Below are 23,249 nucleotides of genomic sequence, written 5' to 3' on the forward strand. Positions count from 1 at the left end.
GTCACGCCAGCGGATGTCGTCGACGGTGAGCTCGGGCCTGATGCGCCGGGTGCGGCGGGCGAGTTCGACGAGGGAGTCCAGGTGTCCCTCCTCCAACAGGTGCGCCCGGAGCCGGGTGAGCGCGGGCAGGCCGTTGCGGACCCCGGGCGGATACGCCTCGAGCGCCATACGGCGTACGACGTCGAAGTAGCGTTCGAGGGCTTTGCCGGTGCGCTGGAGGGCGCGGGGCTCGCCCACCGGGCGCAGGAGTTCGACGCGGTAGGACCGGCGGAGAAGGTGGTCCTGGAGCGGGCCGGGCTGGGTATCCCCCTTGATGGCTTCCACGACCGTGCGCAGGTGGCCGTAGTAGTCCTCCGGGGTGCTGCTGCGGCTGCTGGTGTTGCCGCCGTCGTCGCGGCGGTTCCATATGTAGCAGGGGTGATCGGCGAGAATCGAGACCGTCTTGGCGCGCAAGTAGGCCTGGGCCATGAACAGTTGGTCCTCCAGCCGCACCGGCCCCTCGGGAAACCTGAGGTCGTGGTCGAGCAGGAAGTCACGGCGGAACATCTTGTGCGGGGTCAGGCTCTCCATGAGCGGTGCGTCCTCGACCGTGCAGCGTTCCACGGTGCGCTTGAAGACGTTGCTGGGGCCCGCCATGGTGCCGATGACCTTGCCGAGGACGATGTCGGAGTGGTTCCGGCCGGCCATGCGGTGGAGGAGTTCCAGGGCCTCGGGGGTCAACTCGTCGTCCTGGTCGACGAATTGGACGTACTCGCCGCGGGCCTCCCGGACGCCGACGTTGCGGGGTTTGCCGGGCCAGCCGGAGTTCTCCTGGTGGATCACCCGCACGTGTGCGTGCTTGTCGGCCAACTCGTCGAGCCGCTGTGCGGAGTCGTCGGTCGAGCCGTCGTCGACGTAGATGACCTCGTACGCGTCCTCCCCCAAGGTCTGGCGTAAGAGTGACGGCGCACAGATGTCGATGTAGCGACCCGCGTTGTACACGGGCACCACGATGCTCACCTTGAGCATGAACGCTCCCCCTCAACGGAGACAAGGTGTCTCCTGTTGTTCTTTGGACGTTCAGACTCCGGCAAAGGTTGTCCAATCCGAAGCAATCGCTCATCGAGGTCGGCTTTGGGGACGCAGCCGCCAACCTGGGTCGGCGGTGAACGCCGAACCCGTGCTCGGGCGATGGCTTGGCCGGTTGCCCAGGGGCCGGGCGACGATGCGAGCGGCGGCCGTATGCGCTGCCGGATAACCTGCGCCGATGGAGCGCTTTCAGCGGGTGGCCGGTGTGATCGTCGGCTCAGCGGTGGGGGACGCCTTGGGTGGTCCCTTCGAGTTCGGTCCTCAGGGGGCGTTCACCGCGCGGTTTCCCACGCCGGGTGCCGGTGACGAGATGTGCGGAGGCGGTGGCTGGGACCCCGGCGAGGCGACCGACGACACGCAGATGGCCGTAGTGGTCGCGGAGTCGCTGCTGGAGCGGGGCGGACTGGACCTGCCGGACATCTTCGCCCGCTTCCAGCGATGGGCGGCGGCGGAACCCAAGGACATCGGCCTGCAGACCGAGGACGTCCTGACCAACGGGATGCCCTGGGACCTCGCCGCCGCGATCCATTTCCAGGTCAATCAACGCGCAGCCGGAAACGGCTCCTTGATGCGGGCGTCGACCTCCGCGGTGCACTTCGCCGCCGCAGGCCAGGAGGCCACCATGGACGCGGCCCGCCGGATCGCCGCCCTGACCCACGGTGACCGCGCGGCCTGGGAAGGCACGGCGATCTTCCACGAACTCATCCGCGTCACGTTCGAGGGGTCCGACCCCCTCGTGGCGCTCCCGGGCATCCTGGCGCACGTCCACCCTGACCACCGCGGCCGTTACGCCACCGTCCTCGCGCCCGACTGGCATCCCGACCGAGCGACCGAGTTCAACGGTGCCGTCTGGCCCTGCCTGGGTTCCGCCGTCTGGGCCCTGCGCACCACCACCGGTTTCGAGGACGCGATCCGCGCGGCGATCGACCTCGGCGGCGACACGGACACGGTCGCCGCGGTGACCGGAGGACTCGCGGGGGCGTACTACGGGCTGAACGCGATCCCCGCCCGCTGGACCGAGCGTCTCCATGTCCCCCTCCCGGGCTTCGACGGACGGGTGCTGTACCTGGCTGATCTGATCCACCTTGCACGCCGCCTCGGAGAGTGAAGCGGACCACACACTTGTCACACGTATGCAGCTAACTGAACAGTTATATTGATACGTGTTAGTCTCGCTGCTCCGGCTGGAGCGGGACTTTTCGTCCACAGCGACCGAGCTGGCCAGGGCCGAGGGAATGCGTCCCCAGTCGATGGCGAAGATCGTGCAGGCACTGGAGGGAGCGGGGCTGGTGAGCGGGTCGGCAGACCCGGCGGACGGCCGCCGGACCCTGCTGTCCCTCACCGACACCGCCCAGGGGCACTTCCGCACCGGTCGGCTCGCCAAGGACGACTGGCTGACACAGGCGATCCAGGACGAGCTCACCCACGAGGACATCGCCCTGCTCACCGCGAGCATCCCGGCACTGCGCCGCCTCGCGAACTATCCCTAGGGGTCCGCGTCCTGCTGCCTTTCTGCGGCACCTGCGGCCCCCCGCATCAAGGAGAATCATGCCCATCACCGCCATGGACCCGAAGACCGCCCTCATCGTCGTCGACCTCCAGAAGGGGATCGTGGGGCTGCCCCTCGCGCACCCTGCCGCCGACGTGCTCGCCCGGAACGGCGAACTGCTCGCGGAGTTCCGCCGACGCGGTCTGCCCGTCGTACTCGTCAACGTCGCGGGCGGACCCGTCGGACGCAACGACCTCGGCGCGAGCTTCCCCTCCCCCACCGCGGAATGGACCGAGCTGGTCCCGGAACTGGGTGCCACCGACGGCGACCACTACGTCACGAAGCACTCACGCAGTGCCTTCACCAGGACCGGTCTGGACGACTGGCTGCGTGAGCGGGACGTGCGCCAGGTCGTCGTCACCGGCATCGCCACCAGCAGCGGCGTGGAGTCCACCGCACGCGACGCCCACGAGCTGGGCTATCACGTCACCGTGCCCACCGATGCCGTGACCGACACCGACGGCACCGCCCACGACCACAGCATCGCCAAGATCTACCCCCGGATCGCCGAGACCGGCACCACCAAGGACGTCCTGACCGCCCTCGCCGACAACGACTGACACCCCGTCGGCCCTCACGGGGTCGTACCGAAGATCTCCCGCAGATCGGCGTCGTACAACGCGTCCTTGGGGACGAACGACTCGATGCCCGCCTGTCGCAGTTCGTCGGCCGACCACATCGACTGCTCGGTCGACGTCAGCAGGACGCGTGGGCGGGGTTGCTCCTCGCGCAGCATGCGCGCGAGGCTCAGCCCGTCGTGATCGGGGAGGTGCAGATCGAGCAGCAGGCCGTCCGGCCGGTGTGCGCGCACCGCGTCCAGGGCCGAGGCCGCGTCCTGCGACTCCGCGACGACGTGCAGGCCACGTGTCGTCAGCAGCGTCCTGGCAATGCGGCGGAATCCTGGATCGTCGTCGACGACGACAATGGTGACGGGCATGGTGACCAGCATGCCGGGGGCGGATTCAGGTGAGCCATAGGGGCAGCCCTAGGCTCTCGCCCGCGCCGACACCGCACCGCACCACGCCGGCAGTACGCTACGGGGGCGTCCCCGTTGCGTCCGGGGTGTCGTCACTCCACCGACTCCAGAATGCGGTCGAGTGTGCGGCGTCCCATTGCGCTCATCGTCGGATTGCTCTCGACGTAGTACCAGACGAGGCCCGTCGCCTGTTCGAACGCCCAGGCCTTGCCGCGCTCCCACTCCAGGTCGTCACAGCCCAGTGCCTGGCGGAGCACCTGCCGTGGGCCTGTCTCCAGCAGGTGCCAGGCGCTGACCAGGTCCAGTGCGGGGTCGGCGGGGCCGAAGCCGCCGGTGTCGAGCACGCCGCTGAGCCGGTCGCCGGCGACCAGTACGTTGCCGGGGATCAGGTCACCATGGCTCATCACATCGGCATCCCTGCGGGGCAGCTCCCTGAGATGACCCCACACCTGGCGCAGCCGGGGCACGTCGAGCAGCGCCTTGCTCTCCTCGAAACACCTCGCCATCCAGTCGTCGTGGTCGGTGAGAACGCCGCCACGATTGTCACCGTTGAACAGCCGCCCCCGTGTGTCGGCGTCGCGCAGGGCTGCGATGAAGGCCGCGAGGTCCTCGGCGAAGGCGTCCGACCCACTCGGGTCGGCGTCCGAGGCGACCGTTCCCGGCAGCCATGTCTGCACCGACCACGGCATGGGGTGGTCCGCTCCGGGCTTTCCCAAGGCGACGGGTTCCGGGACGGGGAACGGAGACACCTGGACCAGCTCCGCGCTCGCCCGGGCTTCCTGTTCCAGGACGGCCAGGGTCTCGGCCGGATCGGCCAGACGAAGGGGGAAGCGCGCCGAGAGGTCGTCCCCGATGCGGAAGACGGCGTTGACCGTCCCGGTCGCCGACTGGGGGCGGATCGCCTTGTCGCTCCACTGCGGGAACTGTTCTCGGATCAGGGCCGCGACGATTTCGGTGGTCACGTCCACCTGGTCATCGTGCATGGTCATTCCCGCCGCCCTCACCCTGGTCCGTGCGAAGCGCCGGAAGCGGACCAGATCAACTGTGACGACAGCAAGTATTCATGCGCCCAGGAACGGATCAACCGAGATTAACGGTCACCCGGGGTGCCGCAGCGCAAAGCCCTTGTCCGCTCCGCAGGTTGGGGGGCGAGGGTTTCCTCCCCCGGCTGTGGGGTTGTCCCCAGCGCTCGGCGGTGTGCGTCTGTGGGGTCTGCCCCATCGCCTCGGGCCGGGGTGCGCGGGATGCTGTACGTATCGCGTCCGCGGCGCGAACGCGTCCGGCAGCCGATGCGCCCCCGACTCGGCTGCCGGACGCCACCAGTGGCACGCGCCGAGCCCCGCAGGCTGACGACGGCGAGCGTCGACCCGGTGGAGATTCCTGTCTCATGTGTGCGCTCAGTAGACACGTGTCCCCCGACTGGAGATACATTGCGCACTCCAGGGTGTCCGCACTTTTCATCGGGGGAGCATGAGCGCGCAGCAGGATTACAGAGGCCGGAGACTGGGGCTGACGAGTCTCACGGTCGCGGCAAGCGGTCTGCTCGCGCTGCTGATCGGCGTCGCGTTCGCCGTCCTGTTGTGGGCGATCTCCGACGCCAACAGTTCCACCGCGGCCAGGCGGGCCTCCCGTACGGCCCTCGTCGAGGCCGGGACCATGGAACGGCTGCTCCTCGATCTGGAGACCGGGCAGCGCGGCTTCGTGATCACCAAGCACGAAACGTTCCTCCTGCCCTGGCAGCAGGCCCGCACCGATCTCCCGGCGGCTTCGCGACGGTTCACCGAGAGCGCCACGTCACAGGAACAGCGGCGCACCGCGGAACAGATCACGCGGGGCGTCGAGTCCTTCCTGAACGACTACTCGATCCCCCTGGTCGAGATGGTCCGCCGCGACGACCCCGCCGCCTCCAGTCTGGCGGAGGCGACCCTCGGCAAACAGCGGGTGGACGCCCTGCGGGCCCGGATCGGCCGGTACACGGCAGACGAACGCAAGCAGCTCGCCGAGCGGACCGACGCCGCCGGGACCAACAGCCACCAGGCCGTCCTGGCGGCGGCCGTGGGGCTCGCTGCGTCGACCGCGCTCGTGGCCGTCTTCACGGTGTTGCAGCATCGCGCGGTGGTACGACCCGTGCGCGGGGCGGCGGCCGCCGCCGAGGAGCTGGCCGGCGGCAATCTGAGCATGCGGATCCCGCCCAGCAGGGTGGCGGAGATCGGGGCGCTGGGCAGCTCCTTCAACAGCATGGCGACCTCGCTCCAGGACAGCCGCCGCCGGATCATGGAGAACACGGAGGCCGTTCACCGACGCACCGCCCGGGATCTGCACGACGGTGCACAGCAGCGTCTGGTGAGTTTGATGATCGGGCTGCGGCTGGCGCGGGAGATGCTTCCCGAGACGGAAGCCGCCGCGGCCGATCTGCTGGATCAGTCGATCGACAACGCGCAGACGGCGATCAATGAGCTGCGGGAACTGGCGTCGGGCATCTATCCGCTCGTGCTGACGGTGAAGGGGCTGGTCGCGGCGGTCCGGGATCTGGCGGTTCGGTGCCCGGTGCCCATCGTCGTCGAGAGCACGGACGAGCGGCGGATCTCCTCCACCATCGAGTCGAACGCGTACTTCGTCGTGGCCGAGGCCGTCACGAACGCCGTCAAGCACGCCCAGGCGTCGCGGATCGACGTCTCCGTCGAGTTCGGTGACGCCCTGCGGATCACGGTCGCCGACGACGGCATCGGGGGCGTGGGCAAGGCCACCGCCGGCAGCGGGATGACGGGGTTGAGCGACCGGGTGGCGGCGTTCGACGGCAGACTGGCCATCGACTCCCCGCCCGGCGGAGGCACCACCATCCGGATCCGGATCCCGATACGGGACTGAACCGCTAGGCGGCGTCATGCGTCGCCGCTCGCTCCGGTCCCCCGGCTCGGCCCGCGCTCTTCGTGCCGAGCCGTCGGCGTTCGTCGTCGGAGAGCCCTCCCCACACGCCGTAGGGCTCGCCGTGCTTCAGGGCCGTGGCCGCGCAGATGTCGGCGACCTCGCACCGGCCGCAGATGGAGCGTGCCCGCTCCTCGCGGGCGCGGCGGGCCGGCCCCCGCTCCCCCGGCGGCGAGAAGAAGGTCGAGTCGCTCATGCCGACGCAGGCGGCGCGCTGCTGCCACTGCCAGTCGCTCAGGAGGGGGCGAAGGGTGTTTCGCATGGTGTTCCTTTCCCTGCCCACGGTGTACCTGACCGCTGTGGGCCGTGTCTGTGTCTGGGTCCCTGTCGGGGGGCGGCGGGTGGATCCGCGGTCGTCACTCCGCCAGTTGGACCAGTTCGTCCCAGTCCACGCCGTCGAGCTCGGAACCTCGCGGGACCATGTCGTAGGTGTCGGCCAGCCAGTGCGCGACGGGCTCGGTGGGGATCTCGAACAGCGCCGCGTGGGTGCTGCCGACCTGGACGCAGAAGGAGGACGGCTCGCCCTCCTCGTCGAGCACCGGCCAGAGCACGACATCGCCCTCGCCCGCCTGGACGGCCATGCCCTCGGCCAGCAGGTCCCGGGACAGCACCCAGCGCACCGGCGGCTCACCGCGCTGGGCCAGCAGCAGCGTGACGGCCAGCGGGTCCTGGTGGTCGTACGAGAACTCGCAGTCCAGCGCTACGTCGAACTCGAACATCACCCAGTGCGTGATCTGCAGCGCGAGTCGGCTCTTCTTCATGGTCGCCTCCTGGGGGCCTGGCCGGTGTACCGGCCGGGAAACATGGGTTGTCGTGCTGGTGCGGCGGATCCGGCTCAGTCGACGGCGCGAAGGGTCCGGGGGTGTCGCCGGGCGGCGGCGAGCGCTTCGAACACCGCGGTCGTCATGAGGACGAAGCCGCCGATGCCGGCCAATCGCCCCAGCGACTCGAAGGGGAAGGCCGTCATGAACAGACCGGCCGACACGATCACCGCGTTCAGGACGTCGTCGTAGACGAAGACATGGCTCACCGAGGGCGAGGTGACGGATATGGCCATGGTCAGTCCCTGCAGCAGCCAGCCGCAGCCGGTCCACAGTGCGAGCAGGAAGACCGTGTCGGCCCGGCCGTGGACGAGGGCCGCGCCCAACGGCAGGGCGGCGAACCCACCGGCGGCCAGCAGCCACCGGACCGCCGTCGACGCGCGGGAGTGGTACACGGCCAGCAGTTGCAGCACGCCCTGGACCGCGATGTGCACCCCGAACAGCACACCTGCCGTGGCCGGCGTGCGCACCGGCACGACGATCAGCAGCGCGCCCACCCCGGCCGAGACCAGCGAACCGGCAAGCATCGTCGCCCTGGTGAGGACGCCACCCGGGCCGTGGGCCACCCGTACGCCGGGGCGGCGCACGGTGAGACGGGCCTCGTCCCAAGGTGTTTCGAGCTGAACCATGTCCGTTCCCCGTTCGTGAGCCGCGGGTGTTTCAGGTGCCGCGGCGCGTTCTCGTCATGTCGGTGAAGTTGGGTGCTGTGTACGGGTGTTGGGCCCACCAGGTGTCTGTGGTGCCGCGGTCCGGCACCTGACGTCTCGTGCGGCGGAAACCCCCGATACAAGCGCCTAGTCTCGGAGCGGGCCGCGGTCCGGTCTGTCGTGCGCTCCCTCGCCCTTGCTCGGGGTGCCCCCAGGGCTCTGTAGGGTCCACCCCACCCCGCCGCGGCCCAGGCGGGGTGACCTGCGGCGATGCGCGCGCGCCGCAGGGCCCTGACGCCGGGTGTCCGGCTGGGTGCGCCCGCAGACCTGGGGTTTTCCCCACAGTGACCGTCAGGCCCGCCCCTTGCGGCGTGCAGGGGCCCCTGACAGCCGTCGGCGCTCGGTGGCCGGAACCTGGATCAGGTACGAGGTACGGCTTGCGGAGGGCCCCGCACACTTCGCCTGCGCGGAGACATGCGCGGGGGCGAACACGACCGACCGGTCGGCCCGTTGGAGGCGCCACCGCACGCCCTGCTTCCGAGGTCAGGGGTACGGACCGGCCCCCTGTGGGAGGCTCGGTTCCGGATAGGCATGTGCCATATGTGCGTGACACACCTCAGGCTAGGATGCCGCCATGAGCCAACCACTGCGGGCGGTGCTCGGAGAAGACCAGCCGTTCATGCGCGAGGGCATCGCGATCATTCTGCGCAAGGCCGGCATCGACGTGGTCGAGGCCGTCGACAACGCGGTGGATCTCGTCCGGGCCGCCGAGGAGCACCGCCCTGACGTGGTGATCACCGACATCCGGATGCCGCCCGACCTGGAGGCGGACGGCCTGCGTGCCGCCCAGAAGATACGCGCGGCCCGGCCGGAGACCGCTGTCATCGTCCTCTCCCAGTTCCTGGACGCGTCCTACGCGCTGGACCTGGTCGGGGACGATCCGAGCGGAGTGGGCTACCTCCTCAAGGAGAAGGTGGCCAGCCCGCAGGTCCTCATCGACGCCGTCGAACGGGTCCTGGCCCGCGACTCGGCCCTCGACCCCGATGTGATCGCCGCGCTGCTGGGCCGCAAGCGTCCGGAGGACCCGCTGGCCGCGCTGACGCCGAAGGAGCGGGAGGTGCTGGCGCTGATGGCGGAGGGCCACTCCAACACCGGGATCTCCCAGCAGCTCTTCGTGAGCGTCGCCGCCGTCGAGCGGCATGTGACCGGCATCTTCATGAAGCTGGGGCTCAGCCAGACGGCCACCGGTCAGCACCGCCGGGTCCTGGCGGTGCTGCGGTACCTCGGGCAGTAGCGCGCTGGCGGCGGCCCGCGAGTCGCCGCCCCGGAGTCGAGCCCACGCGCAGTACTCTCCGGGACCCCGTCAGGGCGCGGCAGGTGTGAACAGGCCCCGCAAATCGGCGTCGAACAGCTTGTCCTTGGCGACGAAGGATCTGATCCCGGCCCTGTCCAGCTCCTCCTGAGACCAGAACGACTTGTCGGTGGAGGTCAGCACGATCCGCGGCGCGCCCTCCTCCTCGGTCAACCGGCGCGCCAGGGTCAGCCCGTCCAGATCGGGCAGGTGCAGATCGAGCAGCAGCCCGTCCGGACGGTGGGCCCGCACCGCGGCCAGGGCCGAGGCGCCGTCCTGGGACTCCGCCACGACACGCAGGCCCCGTGCCGTCAGCAGCGTCACGGCGATGCGGCGGAACCCAGGGTCGTCGTCGACGACGACGATGTTGATGCACATGCTCTCAGCATGCCGAACCGTGTCGCGGCCGGACCATAGGGGGAGCCCTACGGTTTGTGTATCGCTCACGCAAAGGACTCCGCGGCTCCCGGACCCACCTGGGGTCCGCGCCCCTACTGCGTCCGGCCCGTCTGCCCGGCCTGGACCAGGCCACTGGCGGTACGCAGCGGGACCTCCTTGATGAACAGCGTCACCAGGAAGGCGACGAACGCGAGCGGGGCGACGTACATGAAGATGTCGCCGATCCCGTGTCCGTAGGCGCTCTCCAGCCAGGTGCGGACCGGGGTGGGCAGCAGGGCGAGGTCGGGGATCTCACCGCTGCCGGAGGTCCTCGCGGCGGTCGCCCGGTCCTGCGGGCCGAGCCGGGTGATGGTCTCGCGGGCGTAGTGGCCGATCCGGGTGGTGAGGACCGAGCCGAGCACCGAGACGCCCATGGCGCCGCCCAGGGACCGGAAGAAGGTCACCGTGGAGGAGGCGGCGCCCAGGTCGGCCGGGGAGACCTGGTTCTGCGTGCACAGCACCAGGTTCTGCAGGGTCATGCCGACGCCGAGCCCCATCAGCAGCATGCACAGCGCGATGAACGCGTACGAGGTGTCGTAGCGGAGCATGCCCAGCAGGGCGAGGCCCGCCGTCAGCAGGACACCGCCCGCCAGCAGCCAGCCCTTCCAGCGGCCGGTGCGGGTGATGATCCGGCCGGAGACGGTGGAGGCGAGGAACAGGCCGACGATGAACGGGATGGTCATGACCCCGGACCGGGTCGGTGAGTCACCGCGCGCCAGTTGGAAGTACTGGCTGAAGAACACCGTGCCCGCGAACAGTGCGATACCGGAGAACAGTGAGGCGACGGAGGCGAGCGCCACCGTGCGGTGGCGGAACAGGCGCAGCGGGATGATCGGCTCGCTCGCCCTGGTCTCGACGTACAGGAAGACGGCCGTCAGCACCAGCGAGGCGCTGAGCAGCGTGTACGTCTGCCAGGACAGCCAGTTGTACTCGTCGTCGGCGAAGGTGACCCAGATCAGCAGGAGACAGACGGCCGCCGTGGAGAAGAAGGCGCCGGCCCAGTCGACCTTGACCTGGCGCCTGAGCACCGGCAGGTTCAGCGTCCGTTGCAGCACGACCAGTGCGACGAGGGCGAAGGGGATGCCGACGAAGAGGCACCAGCGCCAGCCGAGCCAGTCGGTGTCGGTGATGACACCGCCGAGCAGCGGGCCGCCCACGGTGGCGACGGCGAAGGTGGCGCCGAGGTAGCCGGAGTAGCGGCCGCGTTCGCGCGGGGACACCATCGCGGCCAGCACGACCTGCACCAGGGCGGACAGTCCCCCGCCGCCCAGGCCCTGGATGACCCGGGCGCCGATGAGCATCGCGGGGTTCAGCGCCAGGCCGGCCACCAGGCAGCCGACGGCGTAGACGACCAGGGCCGACTGCACCAGCACCTTCTTGCTGAACTGGTCGGCGAGTTTGCCCCACAGCGGGGTCGACGCGGTGGTGGCGAGCAGGGAGGCGGTGACGACCCAGGTGTAGGCGGACTGGCCGCCGCCGAGGTCGCCGATGATGCTGGGCAGGGCGTTGGTGACGACGGTCGAGGACAGGATGGCGGCGAACAGGCCGAGCAGCAGCCCCGACAGCGCCCGCATGATCTGCGGGTGGGTCATCGGCACGGCTGAGAGGTCCGGGGCGGGAGAGGTGTCGGCCCTCGCACCGGACTGTGGGGTGGTGGTCATGGTTCTTTCCTTGGGTGGTGGCGGGGGATGAATGGGGGGTGTACGGAGGGGGCGGGCGCCCTGGGGGTTCGGGGGGAGCTCGGGGGTGGTCGAAGTCGGCCTGCGGGGGCCGGGCGCTCTGAGAGGTTCGGCGGGAGTTCCCAGAAGTTGCCGAAGTCGACCCGCGCGTCGCCGAGTTGCGGCCCACTGGCAGTCGAAGCCGCTCAGTGCAGGATGCGTCGGGCGACGTTCGTGTTCACCAGGTCGAGCAGCTCCTCGCCCCGGCCGGAGAGGATCGTGCGGATCGCGTAGAGGGTGAAGCCCTTGGCCTGTTCCACGGTCACCGCGGGCGGCACGGACAGTTCCTGACGTGCCGTCATCACCTCGACCAGCGCCGGTCCCTCATGGGCGAAGGCACCCTTCAGCGCGTCCTCGAGGTCGCCGGGCCGTTCGACGCGGCGGGCCCACAGTCCGATCGCGGCGGCGACCTCGGCGAGCTGCGGATTGTCCAGCTCCGTCGCGTAGTTGACGATGCCGGCGGCCTTCATCTCCAGCTCGACGAAATTCAGTGAGCCGTTGTTGAACACGACGATCTTGGCGGGCAGGCGGTTCTGCCGGAGGGTGAACAGCTCGCCGAGGAGCATGGTGAGCCCGCCGTCGCCGGACAGCGAGACCACCTGGCGACCGGGATACGCGGCCTGCGCGCCCACGGCGTGCGGCAGGGCGCAGGCCATGGTGCCGTGGTTGAAGGAACCGAGCAGCCGCCGACGCCCGTTGAACGTCAGGTAGCGGGCCGCCCACACCACCGGCGAACCCACGTCGACGGTGAAGACCGCGTCCTGGTCCGCGAGCCGGTCGAGCGTGCTCGCCACGAACTGCGGGTGGATCGGAGTGCGTTCACGGTCGTTGACGGCCTGCGCGTCCAGTGCCTTCCGGGTACGGGCGTAGTGGGCCAGAGCCTTGTCGAGGTGATCGCGGCGGGTCTTGACGGACAGCAGCGGCAGCAGCGCGGGCAGGGTGTCGCGGACGCTGCCGACCAGGGGCAGGTCGACATGGGTACGACGGCCGAGCTGCTCTCCGCGGATGTCGAGCTGGATCACCTTCGCGCCCTGCGGATAGAACTGCCGGTAGGGGAAGTCGGTGCCCAGCATGAGCAGGGTGTCGGCCTCCTCGATGGCCTTGTAGCCGGAGGCGAACCCGAGCAGTCCGGTCATGCCGACGTCGTACGGGTTGTCGTGCTCGACGTACTCCTTGCCGCGCAGGGCGTGCACGACCGGGGCCTTGAGGGTCGCGGCGAGCCGGACCAGGTCGTCATGGGCTCCGGCCGCGCCCGCCCCGGCGAGGATGGTCACGCGCTGGGCGTCGTTCAGCAGGTCGGCGGCCTCGCTCAGCGCCAGGTCGTCGGGGCGGACGACGGTCCGGGTGGGCCGTACGACGGTGGGGGCCAGGTCCCGGCCGGTCCTGCCGAGGAAGATCTCGCCGGGAACGACCACGACCGCCACTCCCCTGCGCTCCACGGCCGCCCGCATCGCCATCTCCAGGATGCGCGGCCCGGACTCCGGGCTGGTGACCACCTCCGCGTAGACGCTGCACTCGGCGAACAGCTCCTGCGGGCGGGTCTCCTGGAAGTATCCGGAGCCGACCTCGCTGCCGGGGATCTGGGCGGCGATGGCCAGCACCGGCACCCGGCTGCGCTGGGCGTCGAAGAGCCCGTTGATCAGGTGCAGGTTGCCCGGTCCGCAACTGCCGACGCAGACACTGAGTTCGCCGGTCAACCCCGACTCGGCCGCAGCCGCGAGAGCCGCGCTCTCCTCGTGCCGCACATGCACCCAGTCGACGTCGCCGTCGCGGCGTATGGCGTCGGTCAGGCCGTTGAGCGAGTCGCCGGGCAGACCGTACAGGCGGCGCACGCCGGAGGCCTTGAGCGAGGCGATGACGTGTTCGGCGAAGGTGGGCATGCGGTTGCCTTTCGTCGGTCGTGAGTGGGTCCTCTCACTCTCCGCGTACCGACATTGCGCACACATCCGTCGAATGACTGCATATGCGCTGGGTGCGTCACGGGTATCTCGGTCGGACGACTGCCCGACCTCACCCGCCCACCGCGAACCCGGCGTTCACAGAACGGCGTTGAGGAAGGTGACGGCCGCCAGGGTTCGGCTCCTGCGGGTGTGCTCCGCCATTTGACGGTCCGGTTCCCGCCGGTCGTTGCAGTTCACTCGGCGCAGCAGTTCCTCGACGGCCTCCTGCTCCTTGCCCGGACGGCCCGGGAAGAGGGGTACTCATACGTGTTCATGCCCGCCAGCTTGCGCCCCTCGTTCGTCACCTGTCAAGAAGGTGACGCAGCTCCGTCCTTGCTGTACCGCACCGGCAGGGACAGCACGCCGCGGACCATGCCGGACGGGAACCAGTCGAGGGAGTCCGCGGGGACCGCTAGTTCGAGGTGCGGGAGGCGGGTGAGCAGGGTGCGCAGGGCGACCCGGGCCTCCAGACGGGCCAGGGGCGCGCCCAGGCAGTGGTGGATGCCGTGGCCGAAGGAGAGGTGCCGGACGGCCGGCCTGGTGATGTCCAGCGTGTCCGGGTCGCCGCCGTGGGGTAGCGGGGCGTCGCGCCCGGCGGAGGCGAGGGCCACCGCGACGATGCCGCCCCGGGGAATCCGTACGCCGCCCAGCTCCAGGTCCTCGGCCGCGTACCGGTTCGTGGTGCGTTCGACGGAGGTGTCGTAGCGCAGGAACTCCTCGATCGCGTTGGGCAGGAGCCCCAGGTCGGCCCGGAGCAGCCGTAGCTGGTCGGGGTGCCGGAGCAGCGCCAGCACGGCGTTGCCCAGGAGGTTGACGGTGGTCTCGTGGCCGGCGATGACGAGCAGGGCCGCGGTGCCGGCGAGTTCCTCCTGGGAGAGGCGGCCGTCGTCCTCGTCCCGGGCGGCGACGAGTGCGGACATCAGGTCGTCGCCGGGCGCGCGCCGCTTCTCCTCGACCAGTTCGCGCAGGAACGCGTGCAGGCCGGCCACGGCCGAGGCGTACTCGGGGTGGTTCACCTGGAAGGCGAGGGTCGTCCAGCGGCGGAAGTCCTGGTGGTGGGCCTCGGGAATGCCGAGCAGTTCGGCGATCACCCTGACCGGCAGCGGTGCGCTGAAGGCCTCCACCAGGTCGAGCTCGCCGGACGGCGGCAGGGCCTGGAGGAGTTCCTCCGCGATCTCGGTGATGCGCGGCTCCAGTTCGGCGGACCGCTTCGGGGAGAAGGCGCCGGAGACCAGCCGCCGCAGCCGGGTGTGCTCGGGCGGGTCCGCCTCCAGCATCTGACCGCCGAACCCGGTGCCGCGCTTGTGCCCCAGAAAGCCCGCCGCCTCCAGCATCCCCGCGGCCGGCCGGGGGTCCTTGAGCAGTGCCGGGTGGGTCAGCGCCTCGCGGGCGAGGTCGTGATCGACGACGATCCAGCCCGTGATGCCGGGAAAGAACTGGGCCCGGTGCAGCGGGCCCTTGGCGCGCAGGCGTGCGTACTGCCGGTGTGCGTCCGCCTTGAACTCCGCGTCCATGACGATCAGTTCATCGGTGTCGCCGGCCGTCTGGGGCTGCTGGTACGTGTCCATCCGCGTCCGTGTTCTCTCGATCCGTACGGTGCCGCCGTTCCGACGGCCGTCATCGTGCAGACGAGGCGGGCCCACGGACGGGTTCATTCGCCCGTCGACTCCGGCCAGGACCTCCACCTGGGGTACACATGTGTGCCCTAGGGTGCGCTCCGCCACACACCTGACGGGTGGTAGGGTGCCCGCCGATCTTCCTCTCACATGTTTCCGTACTCGGGCCTGGCGATCCCACGGACGGGGTCGGCAGTGCAACGTGCGGCGGACCGGCGTGCCCACCGCTGCGCGACCGCGATCACGGACGGCTGCCGGGCCCAGCCGGAACGGCGAACGGGCACACCCTCAGGGCTTGCCCGACGGGTCGCCGGCCACCCCTCCACCACACCTCTGCCGCGGCTCTGACTCCGCTGGAAGGAACCCATGAAGCCTCCACACACGCCCCGTTCGCCGGGAGACCTCCCCAGGCGGGTCCCGGGCAGCGCGCGGCCCGTCGGTTCCGGGACTGCCCGGGGCGGCGATGCGGAACAGGCTCCGCCCGAGGAACCCGGCCGTGCGTCTGGGGCGGGCGAGGCAGGCGCCGCCCTGCCCCGGCTCGCCCAGATCTCCTCCCTCGGCTCACGGGGCAACACCGGCCGCGGTCCCTACGCACCGACGAGCGGCGCCGCCGCGGACACACCTGTAGACGTCGTACGTACCGGTGGCACGGCACGCTCCGAGGGATTCCGGGGCGCGCTCGGCGTCGTCGGCATCGTCGGTCTGCTCGCGATGGGCGGCGTCCTGGTGACCCTGGGGCTGGTCGGCGGTCACGACGAAGGACGCGAGGGGAGGACGGCGACCGTGGACTCCGGTGGCTACGGCGCCGACGTGGCCGACGGGTTCGGCGGGGTGCCGGTGCCCTCGGCGAGCGCGTCGGGTACGGCAGTTGGAAAGCGGCCCGACGGTTCGGCGGGGCCGGCGTCCGCCTCGCCCACGAGCAGTGCGTCGCCCGGGGACTCCCCCGCGGGGCGGCGGACCACGGCCCCGGCGAAGGGGGGCGCGGGGGCCGGGCAGACCGCCCCGGCCGCGGTGCCCGGCGTCGGCGTCTTCAGCCACGCCTCGCAGCGCTGCGTCGACGTCGTGGGCGGCAAGGCCGTGGCGGGCGCGGGGCTGATGATCTGGGACTGCTCGGGATCCGCCTCGCAGCACTGGACGTTCACGGGCGGAGCCATGCGGACGCTCGGCATGTGCGTGCAACTGGTGGGTGGCTCGACGGCTGACGGCGCCGACCTCGAACTGGCCGCCTGCGACGGCGGTGCGGCGCAGCGGTTCCTGCTCAACTCCCGCCACGACCTGGTCCACACACCGACCGGCAAGTGCACGGACGTACGCGACAACCGGACGGCGAACGGCAGTCGGCTCCAACTGTGGTCCTGCTCCGGCGGGGACAACCAGAAGTGGTCGACGTCCTGAACGGAGGCGGTGGTCGGGGCGGGTGACAGGCCGCCTCGACGCCGTCCGGCTGTGACCCGGCCTGCCCCTTCACGTCCCCGAAGGAGACCGTCAGCCGTCAGCCGTCAGCCGTCCCCGTTCTCGTCCTCGTCCTCCGCGTCGGCCAGCCGGTCGAGCCACTCCTTGAGCAGGGTGCGCTCGCCGGGGCTGAGTGCCGCGGTGTCGCCACGGTCGAGGGCGGCTCGCAGGGCGATGGCACGGCCGGCGACGGGAGCGGCGCGGTCGGTGTCGTCCTCCTCCTGCGGCGGGAGGGTGAGGGTGCTGATCACCATCTCGCGGGCGGTGTGCGAGGTCCGCAGGTCCCGGACCTCCTCCGGCAGGCTCATCAGCGTGATGACCGTGCCCGCTCCGGCGGCGTGCATGACCTCGGTCGCGCGCTCGATGTTCATCCGCAGCCGCCCGGCCGCCGCGACCTGGGTGATCATGTGCCGCAGCCCGTCGATGGCCCGCAGCCCGGCCTGCGGCATGTGGCCGGAGCGGACCCGGCCGTAGACGAGCCCGTAGTACGCGGGGTGTTCGAGGCCGAAGCGGATGTGCGCGTCCCACGCGTCGCGCAGCACCTGGACCGGGTCGTCTCCGGTGAGCAGCTCGGCCTTGGCCTCCAGGTAGCGCTTGAAGCCGTACTCCGCGACCTCTTCGAGGAGGCCGTCCTTGTCGCCGAAGAGCCGGAAGATCGACGGGGTGGGCACCCCGGCGGCAGCGGCTACGGCACGGGTCGACACCGCGTCCAGGCCCTTCTCCTCCAGCAGTCCCGCGGCGGCCAGGACGATCCTCCGCCGCAGCGTCGGGGTCGGCTGTTCCGTCTGTGTGTCCGTGGCCATGAATCGAAGATATCAGTCTTACGAATCATTGATCCGATCACCGATATCATTCAGAGCGAATCACTGGTTCACCGCTGAGGAGTGCTCCGTCATGTCCCGTCCGCAGTACGCGAGTTCCACGTCGTCCACCGCCCCGGAGCCGGCCGACGGCCAGGTCTACGACGTGATCGTCGTCGGCGGTGGTTCGGCGGGCTGTGTCCTCGCCGCGCGCCTCACGGAGGACCCCGACCTCCACGTCCTGCTCCTGGAGGCCGGCCCCGGCACGGCCGGGCTGCCGGAGTTCACTTCGCATCCGCCGGCCTGGCCCGCCCTGGGCGAGACACCGGCCAACTGGGGCGACACGACGGTCCCCCAGCACACCCCGTCCACCGACACGGCGTCCGGTCCCCGCGTCGCACTGCCGCGGGGCAAGGGCCTGGGCGGCTCGTCGGCCATCAACGCCATGGTGTTCGCCCGCGGCCACCACACCGGGTACGACGCCTGGGGCGACCACGGCGCCAAGGGCTGGAGCTTCGACGACCTCCTCCCCTGCTTCCGGCGCACCGAGACCGCCCGTGCCGGCGCCCCCGGCCGCGGTACCTCGGGCCCGCTGACCGTCGCGCCCGCGGCCGAGCCCAACGAGGTGCTGCTCGCCTGCCTGGACGCGGCGATCGAGACCGGACAGCGCCGGGCCCACGACATCAGCGGCGGCCTGGAGGAGGGCTTCGCCCCCGTCGACCTCAACATCGTCGACGGGCACCGCCAGAGCGCCGCCGACGCCTACCTCACCCCGGCCCTGGACCGCCCCAACCTCACCGTGGTCACCGGGGCGACGGCCCACCGGCTGCTCTTCGACGGCTACCGCTGCACCGGGGTCGAGTACGGCGTCGACGGCCGGGTGTCCACCCTGCGGGCCGCGCGCGAGGTCGTGCTGACGGCCGGCACCATCGGTTCCGCGCAGCTCCTGCTGCGTTTCGGGGTCGGCCCCGCGTGGGAGCTGCGCAAGGCCGGGGTGGAGGTCCTCCACGCGCTGCCCGGCGTGGGCCGCAACCTGCACGACCACCCGCTGGTGAACCTCGTCCACCGCGCCGCACGCAGGGTGCCCACGGCCCGCGCCAACCACGGCGAGATCATCGGGCTGCTGCGCAGCGCGCCCGGACTCGACGGCCCCGACCTGCAGATCATCTTCGTCGACGTCCCGTTCCCGAATCCGGTCGCCCCGGTGGAGAACGGCTTCACCATCGGCGTCTCCCCCATGCGGCCCTTCAGCCGCGGCACCCTGCGGATCACCTCCTCCGACCCCTACGCGCCGCCGGTGCTCGACCCGGGCTACTTCACCGACGAACGCGACGTGCGTGCCGTCCTGTCCGGCATCGGGACGGCCCGCGAGATCGCCCGCGCCTCGGCGCTGGCCACCTGGGGAGCCGAGGAGGTGGCCCCGGGACCGGACGTCACGGACGCGGAGTCGCTCGCCGCGTACGCCCGTACCGCCTTCCAGTCGTACTGCCACCCCGTGGGCACCTGCGCCATGGGCGGGGACGAGGTGTCCGTGGTGGACTCCTCGCTGCGGGTGCGCGGGCTGGAGGGACTGCGCGTGGCCGACGGCTCCGTCATCCCGGCCGTCCCGTCGAACAACACCAACGCGACCGTCTACGCCCTCGCGGAGCGCGCCGCCGAGTTGGTGCGCGAGTCGTTCTGACACCCCGTTCCCAGCACGAGGACCCTTGGGCGGGCGTCAGCGAAGGGCGGGCGTCAGGAACGGGCGGGCGTCAGGAACGGGCGGGCGTCAGCCAAGAGCGAGCAGTCCGGTCGCGGCGACGTGCACCATGCGTCCGAGCCGGGCGGCGAAGTCGACCTTCGTGGCGGCGAGTTCGGGGTCCCGCTGGGCCTCGCTCACGGCGGGCGAGGGGTGGGCGAACGGCCACAGCCCGGCCGTGCACACGACGGTCAGCGAGACCAGCTCACGGGCCGCGGCGGGGGTCAGCGCGGTGACGCGGCCGCGCAGCAGTTCGGCCAGCTCGGCGAGGAGCCGGACGTTGACGAGCTTGAACTCGCGGACCGACTCGGCGGAGATGTTCCGTTCCAGCTCGGTTCCCAGCGCGCTCAGCAGGTCGCACAGCAGCGACCTGCGGGCCAGGGACCGGGCGAGAGCGAGGGTCACGGCTTCGGTCTCGGCCCCCGTGTCGCGCGGGTCGGCGCCCTCCGGTCCAGCGGGCGGGAGTTCGGCGGGCAGCTCCTCGATCCACTGTGCCAGGGACCGGTTGAGGAGTTCGAAGAAGACCGCTTCCCGGGTCTCGAAGTACCGCACGACGTTGGTCTTCGACAGTCCGACCCGGCGGCTCAGCTCCCGCAGGCTGATCTCGGCGACCGGGAGCTCGGTCAGCAACTGTGTCGCCGCGTCGAGGATGGCCTGCCTGCGGATCTCGCGTTGTTCGGCGCTGCGCGCACGCTGGAACTGCGTGGGCCGTTCGTCAGTCATCGTCGCTTCCCCGGAAGTCCTTCTCGCGGCCCGCACCCGGCGCCGCCTGCGGCAACCCTAAGCCCCGGACCCGGGTGCCGGGTCCGGGGCCGCGGGGCCGCGTGTCAAGCGGCCTCGCTCACCGTGCGCCACCGGGCATCCTCGGCGGCGAGCCGGTCGGCCATGTCCTGCGCCACGGCGACGGCGTCCTTGCCGAGCAGCAGCCGCAGCGGCGGCTCCTCGGCCTCCACCACGTCCAGCAGGATGCGGGAGATGCGGTCCGGGTGGCCGGGCTGCTTGCCGTCGGCGTCACGGATGGCCGCGATGGCGCCGCCCACGACCTGCTCGTACGGCGCGCTGACCGGCGGGGTGTCCATGGAGGAGCCGGCCCAGTCCGTGCGCATGCCGCCCGGCTCGGCGACGGTGACCTTGATGCCGAGGGGGGCCACTTCCTTGGCCAGGACCTCGGAGAAGCCGCCGACCGCCCACTTCGCCGCCTGGTAGGCGCCGAGGCCCGGGACGCCGACCCGGCCGCCGACCGAGGAGATCTGGATGATGTGCCCTGCCCCCTGCTCGCGCAGCACGGGCAGGGCGGCCCGGGACACGTTCACCACGCCGAAGAGGTTGGCCTCGATCTGGTCGCGGAAGCCCTGCTCGGACATGTCCTCGATGGCGGCCATGTCGGCGTAACCGGCGTTGTTCACGACGACGTCGAGCCGCCCGAACGCCTCGACGGCGGCCTGTACGGCGTTCCGGGCGGCGGCGGGGTCGGTGACGTCCAGGGTCACCAGGCGGACCCGGTCGCCGTACTTGGCGGCGAGGTCCTGCAGGGCCTCGGTGCGCCGGGCGGTGGCCACCAGGTTGTTTCCGGCCTCCAGGACGGCCTCGGCGAGGGCGCGGCCCAGTCCGCGGGAGCTTCCGGTGATCAGCCAGGTCTTGCTCATGGGGTTGCCTCTGTCTCTCTTCGGGGTGGTGAGCACATGTGCACACGCGGGGTCCGACCAGGGCACCCACTTTTAAGAGGCCACTGGAACTTTATGACTCGACAATAAGAGGCCGCTGGCCTCTTGTCGACTCCGGAGGACTCGCCGTGAGGAGGGTCACGTCACGACGGGAGCTCCGGACGCCCCGCGGCGGCGGGCGCGCAGGGCCGCCGACTTGACGCGGTTCCCGCAGCTCCGCATGGCGCACCACTCCCGTCGACGGCCGCGGGAGCGGTCGAGGTAGATGTGCGTGCAGTCGGGACGACCGCACTCGCGCAGCAAATCCGCCTCCGCGCCGGCGACGATCTCGACCGCCTCGCGGGCGAGTTCGGCGAGGGCCTGGGCGGTATCACCGGAACGCCTGCTGCCCGACGGGCTCAGGCGCAGCACCGTCGGCACGCCGGCGGCCCGCCGGTTCACCGCGGCGACCGCCGCGACGGGCAGCGGGCGGGCGGTGAGCCGGGCCCTGACCAGTACGTAGATCGCCTCGCGCAGCTCCCGCGCCGCACTCAGGTCCGCCCCGTCGGAGCCGGGCCGCTCGTCGAGCAGTCCGGCCTCGACGAACCACGAGTCGAGCAGCCCCGGTGTACCGATCCGCTCGATCGGCACCGGCGTCCGCCGCTCCTGCAGGGTGCCCACGAAGTCGAGCACGGGCGTCCCGCACGGAAACACATGTCTCACGTGAACCTCCTGCCGGATGAATACACACCCCACCAGAGTAACCACCTTGACAGGTGACGTCACCGCATGGGAATCTCACGTCACCATTCAGAACGGTTACTTCTTCTCGGTGAGGACATCTCATGGCAGTCGTACGCTTCCACCTCGTCTCCCAGCTCGGCCCCAAGGACGTGCTGGGGGTGCTCACCGACTTCGGCCCCTCCCGTGCCCATGCCTGGCCCACGATCGACGCCGAGCACTTCGAGGTCCACGACCTCGGTGACACCTGGGCCGAGGTCACCGAGGGGACCGCGGCCGCCTGGGAGCGGACGCGCTACGAGTGGGAGCCCGCCGGTGACACGGTCACCATCACCACGCTGGACTCCAAGCTCTTCGGCGCCGGCGGCGGCTGGGTGTTCAGGATGACCCCCGAGGGCGACGGCACCCGGGTCGACGTCGAGCTGACGCGGGAGCCGCGCACGGTCAAGGGCAAGATGCTCGCCTCGCTCCTGCCGCTGGCCTCCGGGTCGCTGCGCAAGTCCCTCGCGGGGCCGCTCCAGGCGAAGTGAGCCTGCGCACATGCGGGAGGGGCCGACAGCGTGTGCTGTCGGCCCCTCCCGCATGTGCTCCCGTCCGTGACCTCGGCGGGTTACTTGGTGAGGTGGGTGGTGTAGAAGTCGTTGAGCTTGTCGACGGCGGGGTTGATGTACTCGCGCTTGTCGTAGAGGTCGACGTGGCTGGCGCCGGGGATGCGGTGGAGTTCCTTGGGGCCGGTGGCGGCCTGGTGGGCCTCGGTCGCGATCCAGGCGGTCACGGCGCGTTCGCCGATGATCTGCAGGATGGGGCGGGGGCCGATGAGGGGGACGGAGCGGAAGACGTCACTGGAGGCCATCTTGTCGATGCTGTCCCAGGTGAGGAACTTCGCGGAGCGCTCGTGGTAACCACGGGCGCCGCAGTAGTACTCCCAGCCCTCGATGCCGTGCTCGCCGCCCAGGGCGCCGGCCTCTTCGGCGGTGTCGGGGAACATGGTCATCACGCCCGGGTCCTCGCCGCGGGCCTTGCGGGTACGGGCGGCCGCGGCGGCGTCCAGGAGGGACTGGAAGACGGCCGGGTCCTGGGAGCCGTCGGCGCCGAAGCGGAACTGGCGGGCGGGTTCGGCGGTGGAGACGGCCGCGACGGCCTTGACGCGGTGGTCGCCGCCGGTGGCGGCCAGGGAGTAGCCGCCGGAGGCGCAGATGCCCAGCAGACCGATGCGCTCGGGGTCCACCTCCTCGCGGGTGGTGAGGTAGGAGACGGCGGCCTTGAAGTCCTCGACGCGCTGGGCGGGGTCCTCGAGGCCGCGGGGCAGACCGCCCGACTCACCCTGGTAGGCGGCGTCGAAGGCGAGGGTGACGAAGCCCCGCTCGGCCATCAGCGCCGCGTAGGTGCCGGAGGTCTGCTCCTTCACCCCGGTCCCGGGGTGGCCGACCACGAGTGCGGGACGGGGGGCGGTTGCCGTGGTGTCGGGGAGGTAGAGGTGGGCGGCGATGTCGATGCCGGCGCTGTCGAAGCTGACGCGGGTGAAGGACATGGGAACACTCCTGAAAGACGTGAGGGACGAAGTCCGGAAGCGCCCGGTCTCCGCCGGGCACACATCCACCATCCGCCGTCCGTCCCGTCCGCGGGAGAGACAGGTTTCTGCCTGGGAAGGATCCTGCCCCCTCACACCTGTGTCGCACCGGGCCCGGCCGCACGACACTGGAGTGCATGACACCCACACCCGAAGCCCATCTCGGTGCCTTTCTGCGGGCTCGGCGGGCACAACTGGACCCCCAGGAATGCGGCCTGCCCGCAACCGACTCCACCCGCCGCGTCACAGGACTGCG

22 protein-coding genes and 2 pseudogenes are annotated in these 23,249 nt (G+C 70.9%); 9 read left to right on the forward strand and 15 right to left on the reverse strand.

Features of this window, described 5'->3' with window-relative positions:
• Window positions 1-1,008 (reverse strand): glycosyltransferase family 2 protein (locus ACZ66S_RS40295; RefSeq protein WP_469906562.1); only part of this gene is annotated, 1,008 nt, incomplete at its 3' end.
• A 238-nt stretch (window positions 1,009-1,246) separates the two neighbouring features.
• Here ACZ66S_RS40295 and ACZ66S_RS40300 point away from each other — a divergent pair.
• The 3 genes from ACZ66S_RS40300 to ACZ66S_RS40310 are packed head-to-tail and all read left to right on the forward strand — an operon-like array spanning window position 1,247 to window position 3,177.
• Window positions 1,247-2,176 (forward strand): ADP-ribosylglycohydrolase family protein, encoded by a 930-nt coding sequence (locus ACZ66S_RS40300; protein ID WP_469906563.1) that lies wholly within the window; start codon window positions 1,247-1,249, stop codon window positions 2,174-2,176.
• 55 nt (window positions 2,177-2,231) lie between these two features.
• Entirely contained in the window at window positions 2,232-2,558 is a 327-nt protein-coding gene (locus ACZ66S_RS40305; RefSeq protein ID WP_469906564.1) for a MarR family winged helix-turn-helix transcriptional regulator, read from the forward strand.
• Between the two features lie 58 nt (window positions 2,559-2,616).
• Entirely contained in the window at window positions 2,617-3,177 is a 561-nt protein-coding gene (locus ACZ66S_RS40310) for a cysteine hydrolase family protein (RefSeq protein WP_469906565.1), read from the forward strand.
• Window positions 3,178-3,191: 14 nt separating this feature from the next.
• Here ACZ66S_RS40310 and ACZ66S_RS40315 read toward each other — a convergent pair whose 3' ends face one another.
• Together ACZ66S_RS40315 and ACZ66S_RS40320 are read right to left on the reverse strand one after the other, a co-directional pair.
• Window positions 3,192-3,554: a response regulator gene (locus ACZ66S_RS40315; RefSeq protein WP_469906566.1), complete on the reverse strand. Its 363-nt coding sequence runs from the start codon at window positions 3,552-3,554 to the stop codon at window positions 3,192-3,194.
• Between the two features lie 131 nt (window positions 3,555-3,685).
• Window positions 3,686-4,582, reverse strand: coding sequence for an aminoglycoside phosphotransferase family protein (locus ACZ66S_RS40320; RefSeq protein ID WP_469906567.1), 897 nt, complete (start codon window positions 4,580-4,582; stop codon window positions 3,686-3,688).
• Between the two features lie 481 nt (window positions 4,583-5,063).
• Here ACZ66S_RS40320 and ACZ66S_RS40325 point away from each other — a divergent pair, with 481 nt between their 5' ends.
• Window positions 5,064-6,461, forward strand: coding sequence for a CHASE3 domain-containing protein (locus tag ACZ66S_RS40325; protein WP_469906568.1), 1,398 nt, complete (start codon window positions 5,064-5,066; stop codon window positions 6,459-6,461).
• A 4-nt stretch (window positions 6,462-6,465) separates the two neighbouring features.
• On the opposite strand, the gene ACZ66S_RS40330 is transcribed toward ACZ66S_RS40325, so the two are convergent.
• The 3 genes from ACZ66S_RS40330 to ACZ66S_RS40340 all read right to left on the reverse strand — a co-directional run bounded on the left by ACZ66S_RS40330 (window position 6,466) and on the right by ACZ66S_RS40340 (window position 7,968).
• Window positions 6,466-6,780 carry a WhiB family transcriptional regulator gene (locus ACZ66S_RS40330; RefSeq protein WP_469906569.1) on the reverse strand — a complete coding sequence of 105 codons (315 nt, stop codon included), beginning with the start codon at window positions 6,778-6,780 and terminating at the stop codon, window positions 6,466-6,468.
• Window positions 6,781-6,874: 94 nt separating this feature from the next.
• A complete protein-coding gene (locus ACZ66S_RS40335) occupies window positions 6,875-7,279 on the reverse strand; it encodes an SsgA family sporulation/cell division regulator (RefSeq protein WP_469906570.1) in 405 nt (134 codons plus the stop codon).
• A gap of 74 nt (window positions 7,280-7,353) precedes the next feature.
• Entirely contained in the window at window positions 7,354-7,968 is a 615-nt protein-coding gene (locus ACZ66S_RS40340; RefSeq protein WP_469906571.1) for a hypothetical protein, read from the reverse strand.
• 652 nt (window positions 7,969-8,620) lie between these two features.
• Between ACZ66S_RS40340 and ACZ66S_RS40345 the strand changes: the two genes are divergently transcribed.
• A complete protein-coding gene (locus tag ACZ66S_RS40345; protein ID WP_469906572.1) occupies window positions 8,621-9,280 on the forward strand; it encodes a response regulator transcription factor in 660 nt (219 codons plus the stop codon).
• A 69-nt stretch (window positions 9,281-9,349) separates the two neighbouring features.
• Here ACZ66S_RS40345 and ACZ66S_RS40350 read toward each other — a convergent pair whose 3' ends face one another.
• From ACZ66S_RS40350 to ACZ66S_RS40365, 4 genes and pseudogenes are all read right to left on the reverse strand, one after another.
• Window positions 9,350-9,715 (reverse strand): response regulator, encoded by a 366-nt coding sequence (locus ACZ66S_RS40350; protein ID WP_469906573.1) that lies wholly within the window; start codon window positions 9,713-9,715, stop codon window positions 9,350-9,352.
• A 131-nt stretch (window positions 9,716-9,846) separates the two neighbouring features.
• Window positions 9,847-11,367 (reverse strand): annotated as a pseudogene (locus ACZ66S_RS40355) (MDR family MFS transporter); the annotation flags it as partial.
• Window positions 11,368-11,639: 272 nt separating this feature from the next.
• Window positions 11,640-13,373 carry a ubiquinone-dependent pyruvate dehydrogenase gene (poxB, locus tag ACZ66S_RS40360; RefSeq protein ID WP_469906574.1) on the reverse strand — a complete coding sequence of 578 codons (1,734 nt, stop codon included), beginning with the start codon at window positions 13,371-13,373 and terminating at the stop codon, window positions 11,640-11,642.
• Between the two features lie 368 nt (window positions 13,374-13,741).
• Window positions 13,742-15,001 (reverse strand): cytochrome P450 family protein, encoded by a 1,260-nt coding sequence (locus ACZ66S_RS40365; RefSeq protein WP_469906575.1) that lies wholly within the window; start codon window positions 14,999-15,001, stop codon window positions 13,742-13,744.
• Between the two features lie 414 nt (window positions 15,002-15,415).
• Between ACZ66S_RS40365 and ACZ66S_RS40370 the strand changes: the two genes are divergently transcribed.
• On the forward strand, window positions 15,416-16,444 hold the full coding sequence (locus ACZ66S_RS40370) for a ricin-type beta-trefoil lectin domain protein (RefSeq protein WP_469906576.1): 1,029 nt from the start codon (window positions 15,416-15,418) through the stop codon (window positions 16,442-16,444).
• Window positions 16,445-16,548: 104 nt separating this feature from the next.
• Here ACZ66S_RS40370 and ACZ66S_RS40375 read toward each other — a convergent pair whose 3' ends face one another.
• Window positions 16,549-17,304, reverse strand: a complete 756-nt coding sequence (locus tag ACZ66S_RS40375; protein ID WP_469906577.1) for a TetR/AcrR family transcriptional regulator — start codon at window positions 17,302-17,304, stop codon at window positions 16,549-16,551.
• Window positions 17,305-17,395: 91 nt separating this feature from the next.
• Here ACZ66S_RS40375 and ACZ66S_RS40380 point away from each other — a divergent pair, with 91 nt between their 5' ends.
• The gene (locus ACZ66S_RS40380) at window positions 17,396-18,982 is read left to right on the forward strand and encodes a GMC family oxidoreductase (RefSeq protein WP_469906578.1); all 1,587 of its coding nucleotides are present in this window, start codon (window positions 17,396-17,398) and stop codon (window positions 18,980-18,982) included.
• A gap of 87 nt (window positions 18,983-19,069) precedes the next feature.
• Here ACZ66S_RS40380 and ACZ66S_RS40385 read toward each other — a convergent pair whose 3' ends face one another.
• From ACZ66S_RS40385 to ACZ66S_RS40395, 3 genes are all read right to left on the reverse strand, one after another.
• A complete protein-coding gene (locus tag ACZ66S_RS40385) occupies window positions 19,070-19,762 on the reverse strand; it encodes a TetR/AcrR family transcriptional regulator (RefSeq protein WP_469906579.1) in 693 nt (230 codons plus the stop codon).
• A 104-nt stretch (window positions 19,763-19,866) separates the two neighbouring features.
• Window positions 19,867-20,685, reverse strand: coding sequence for an oxidoreductase (locus ACZ66S_RS40390; RefSeq protein ID WP_469906580.1), 819 nt, complete (start codon window positions 20,683-20,685; stop codon window positions 19,867-19,869).
• Between the two features lie 156 nt (window positions 20,686-20,841).
• Entirely contained in the window at window positions 20,842-21,405 is a 564-nt protein-coding gene (locus ACZ66S_RS40395; RefSeq protein WP_469906581.1) for a CGNR zinc finger domain-containing protein, read from the reverse strand.
• Between the two features lie 122 nt (window positions 21,406-21,527).
• Here ACZ66S_RS40395 and ACZ66S_RS40400 point away from each other — a divergent pair, with 122 nt between their 5' ends.
• The gene (locus tag ACZ66S_RS40400) at window positions 21,528-21,953 is read left to right on the forward strand and encodes an SRPBCC family protein (RefSeq protein WP_469906582.1); all 426 of its coding nucleotides are present in this window, start codon (window positions 21,528-21,530) and stop codon (window positions 21,951-21,953) included.
• Between the two features lie 80 nt (window positions 21,954-22,033).
• Here the strand turns inward: ACZ66S_RS40400 and ACZ66S_RS40405 are convergent, their stop codons facing one another.
• Window positions 22,034-22,954, reverse strand: a complete 921-nt coding sequence (locus ACZ66S_RS40405; protein ID WP_469906583.1) for an alpha/beta hydrolase — start codon at window positions 22,952-22,954, stop codon at window positions 22,034-22,036.
• A gap of 176 nt (window positions 22,955-23,130) precedes the next feature.
• On the opposite strand from ACZ66S_RS40405, the pseudogene ACZ66S_RS40410 reads away from it, so the two are divergent.
• Window positions 23,131-23,249, forward strand: a pseudogene (locus ACZ66S_RS40410) (transcriptional regulator); the annotation flags it as partial.

The organism is Streptomyces sp. NPDC107471 (assembly GCF_055582845.1).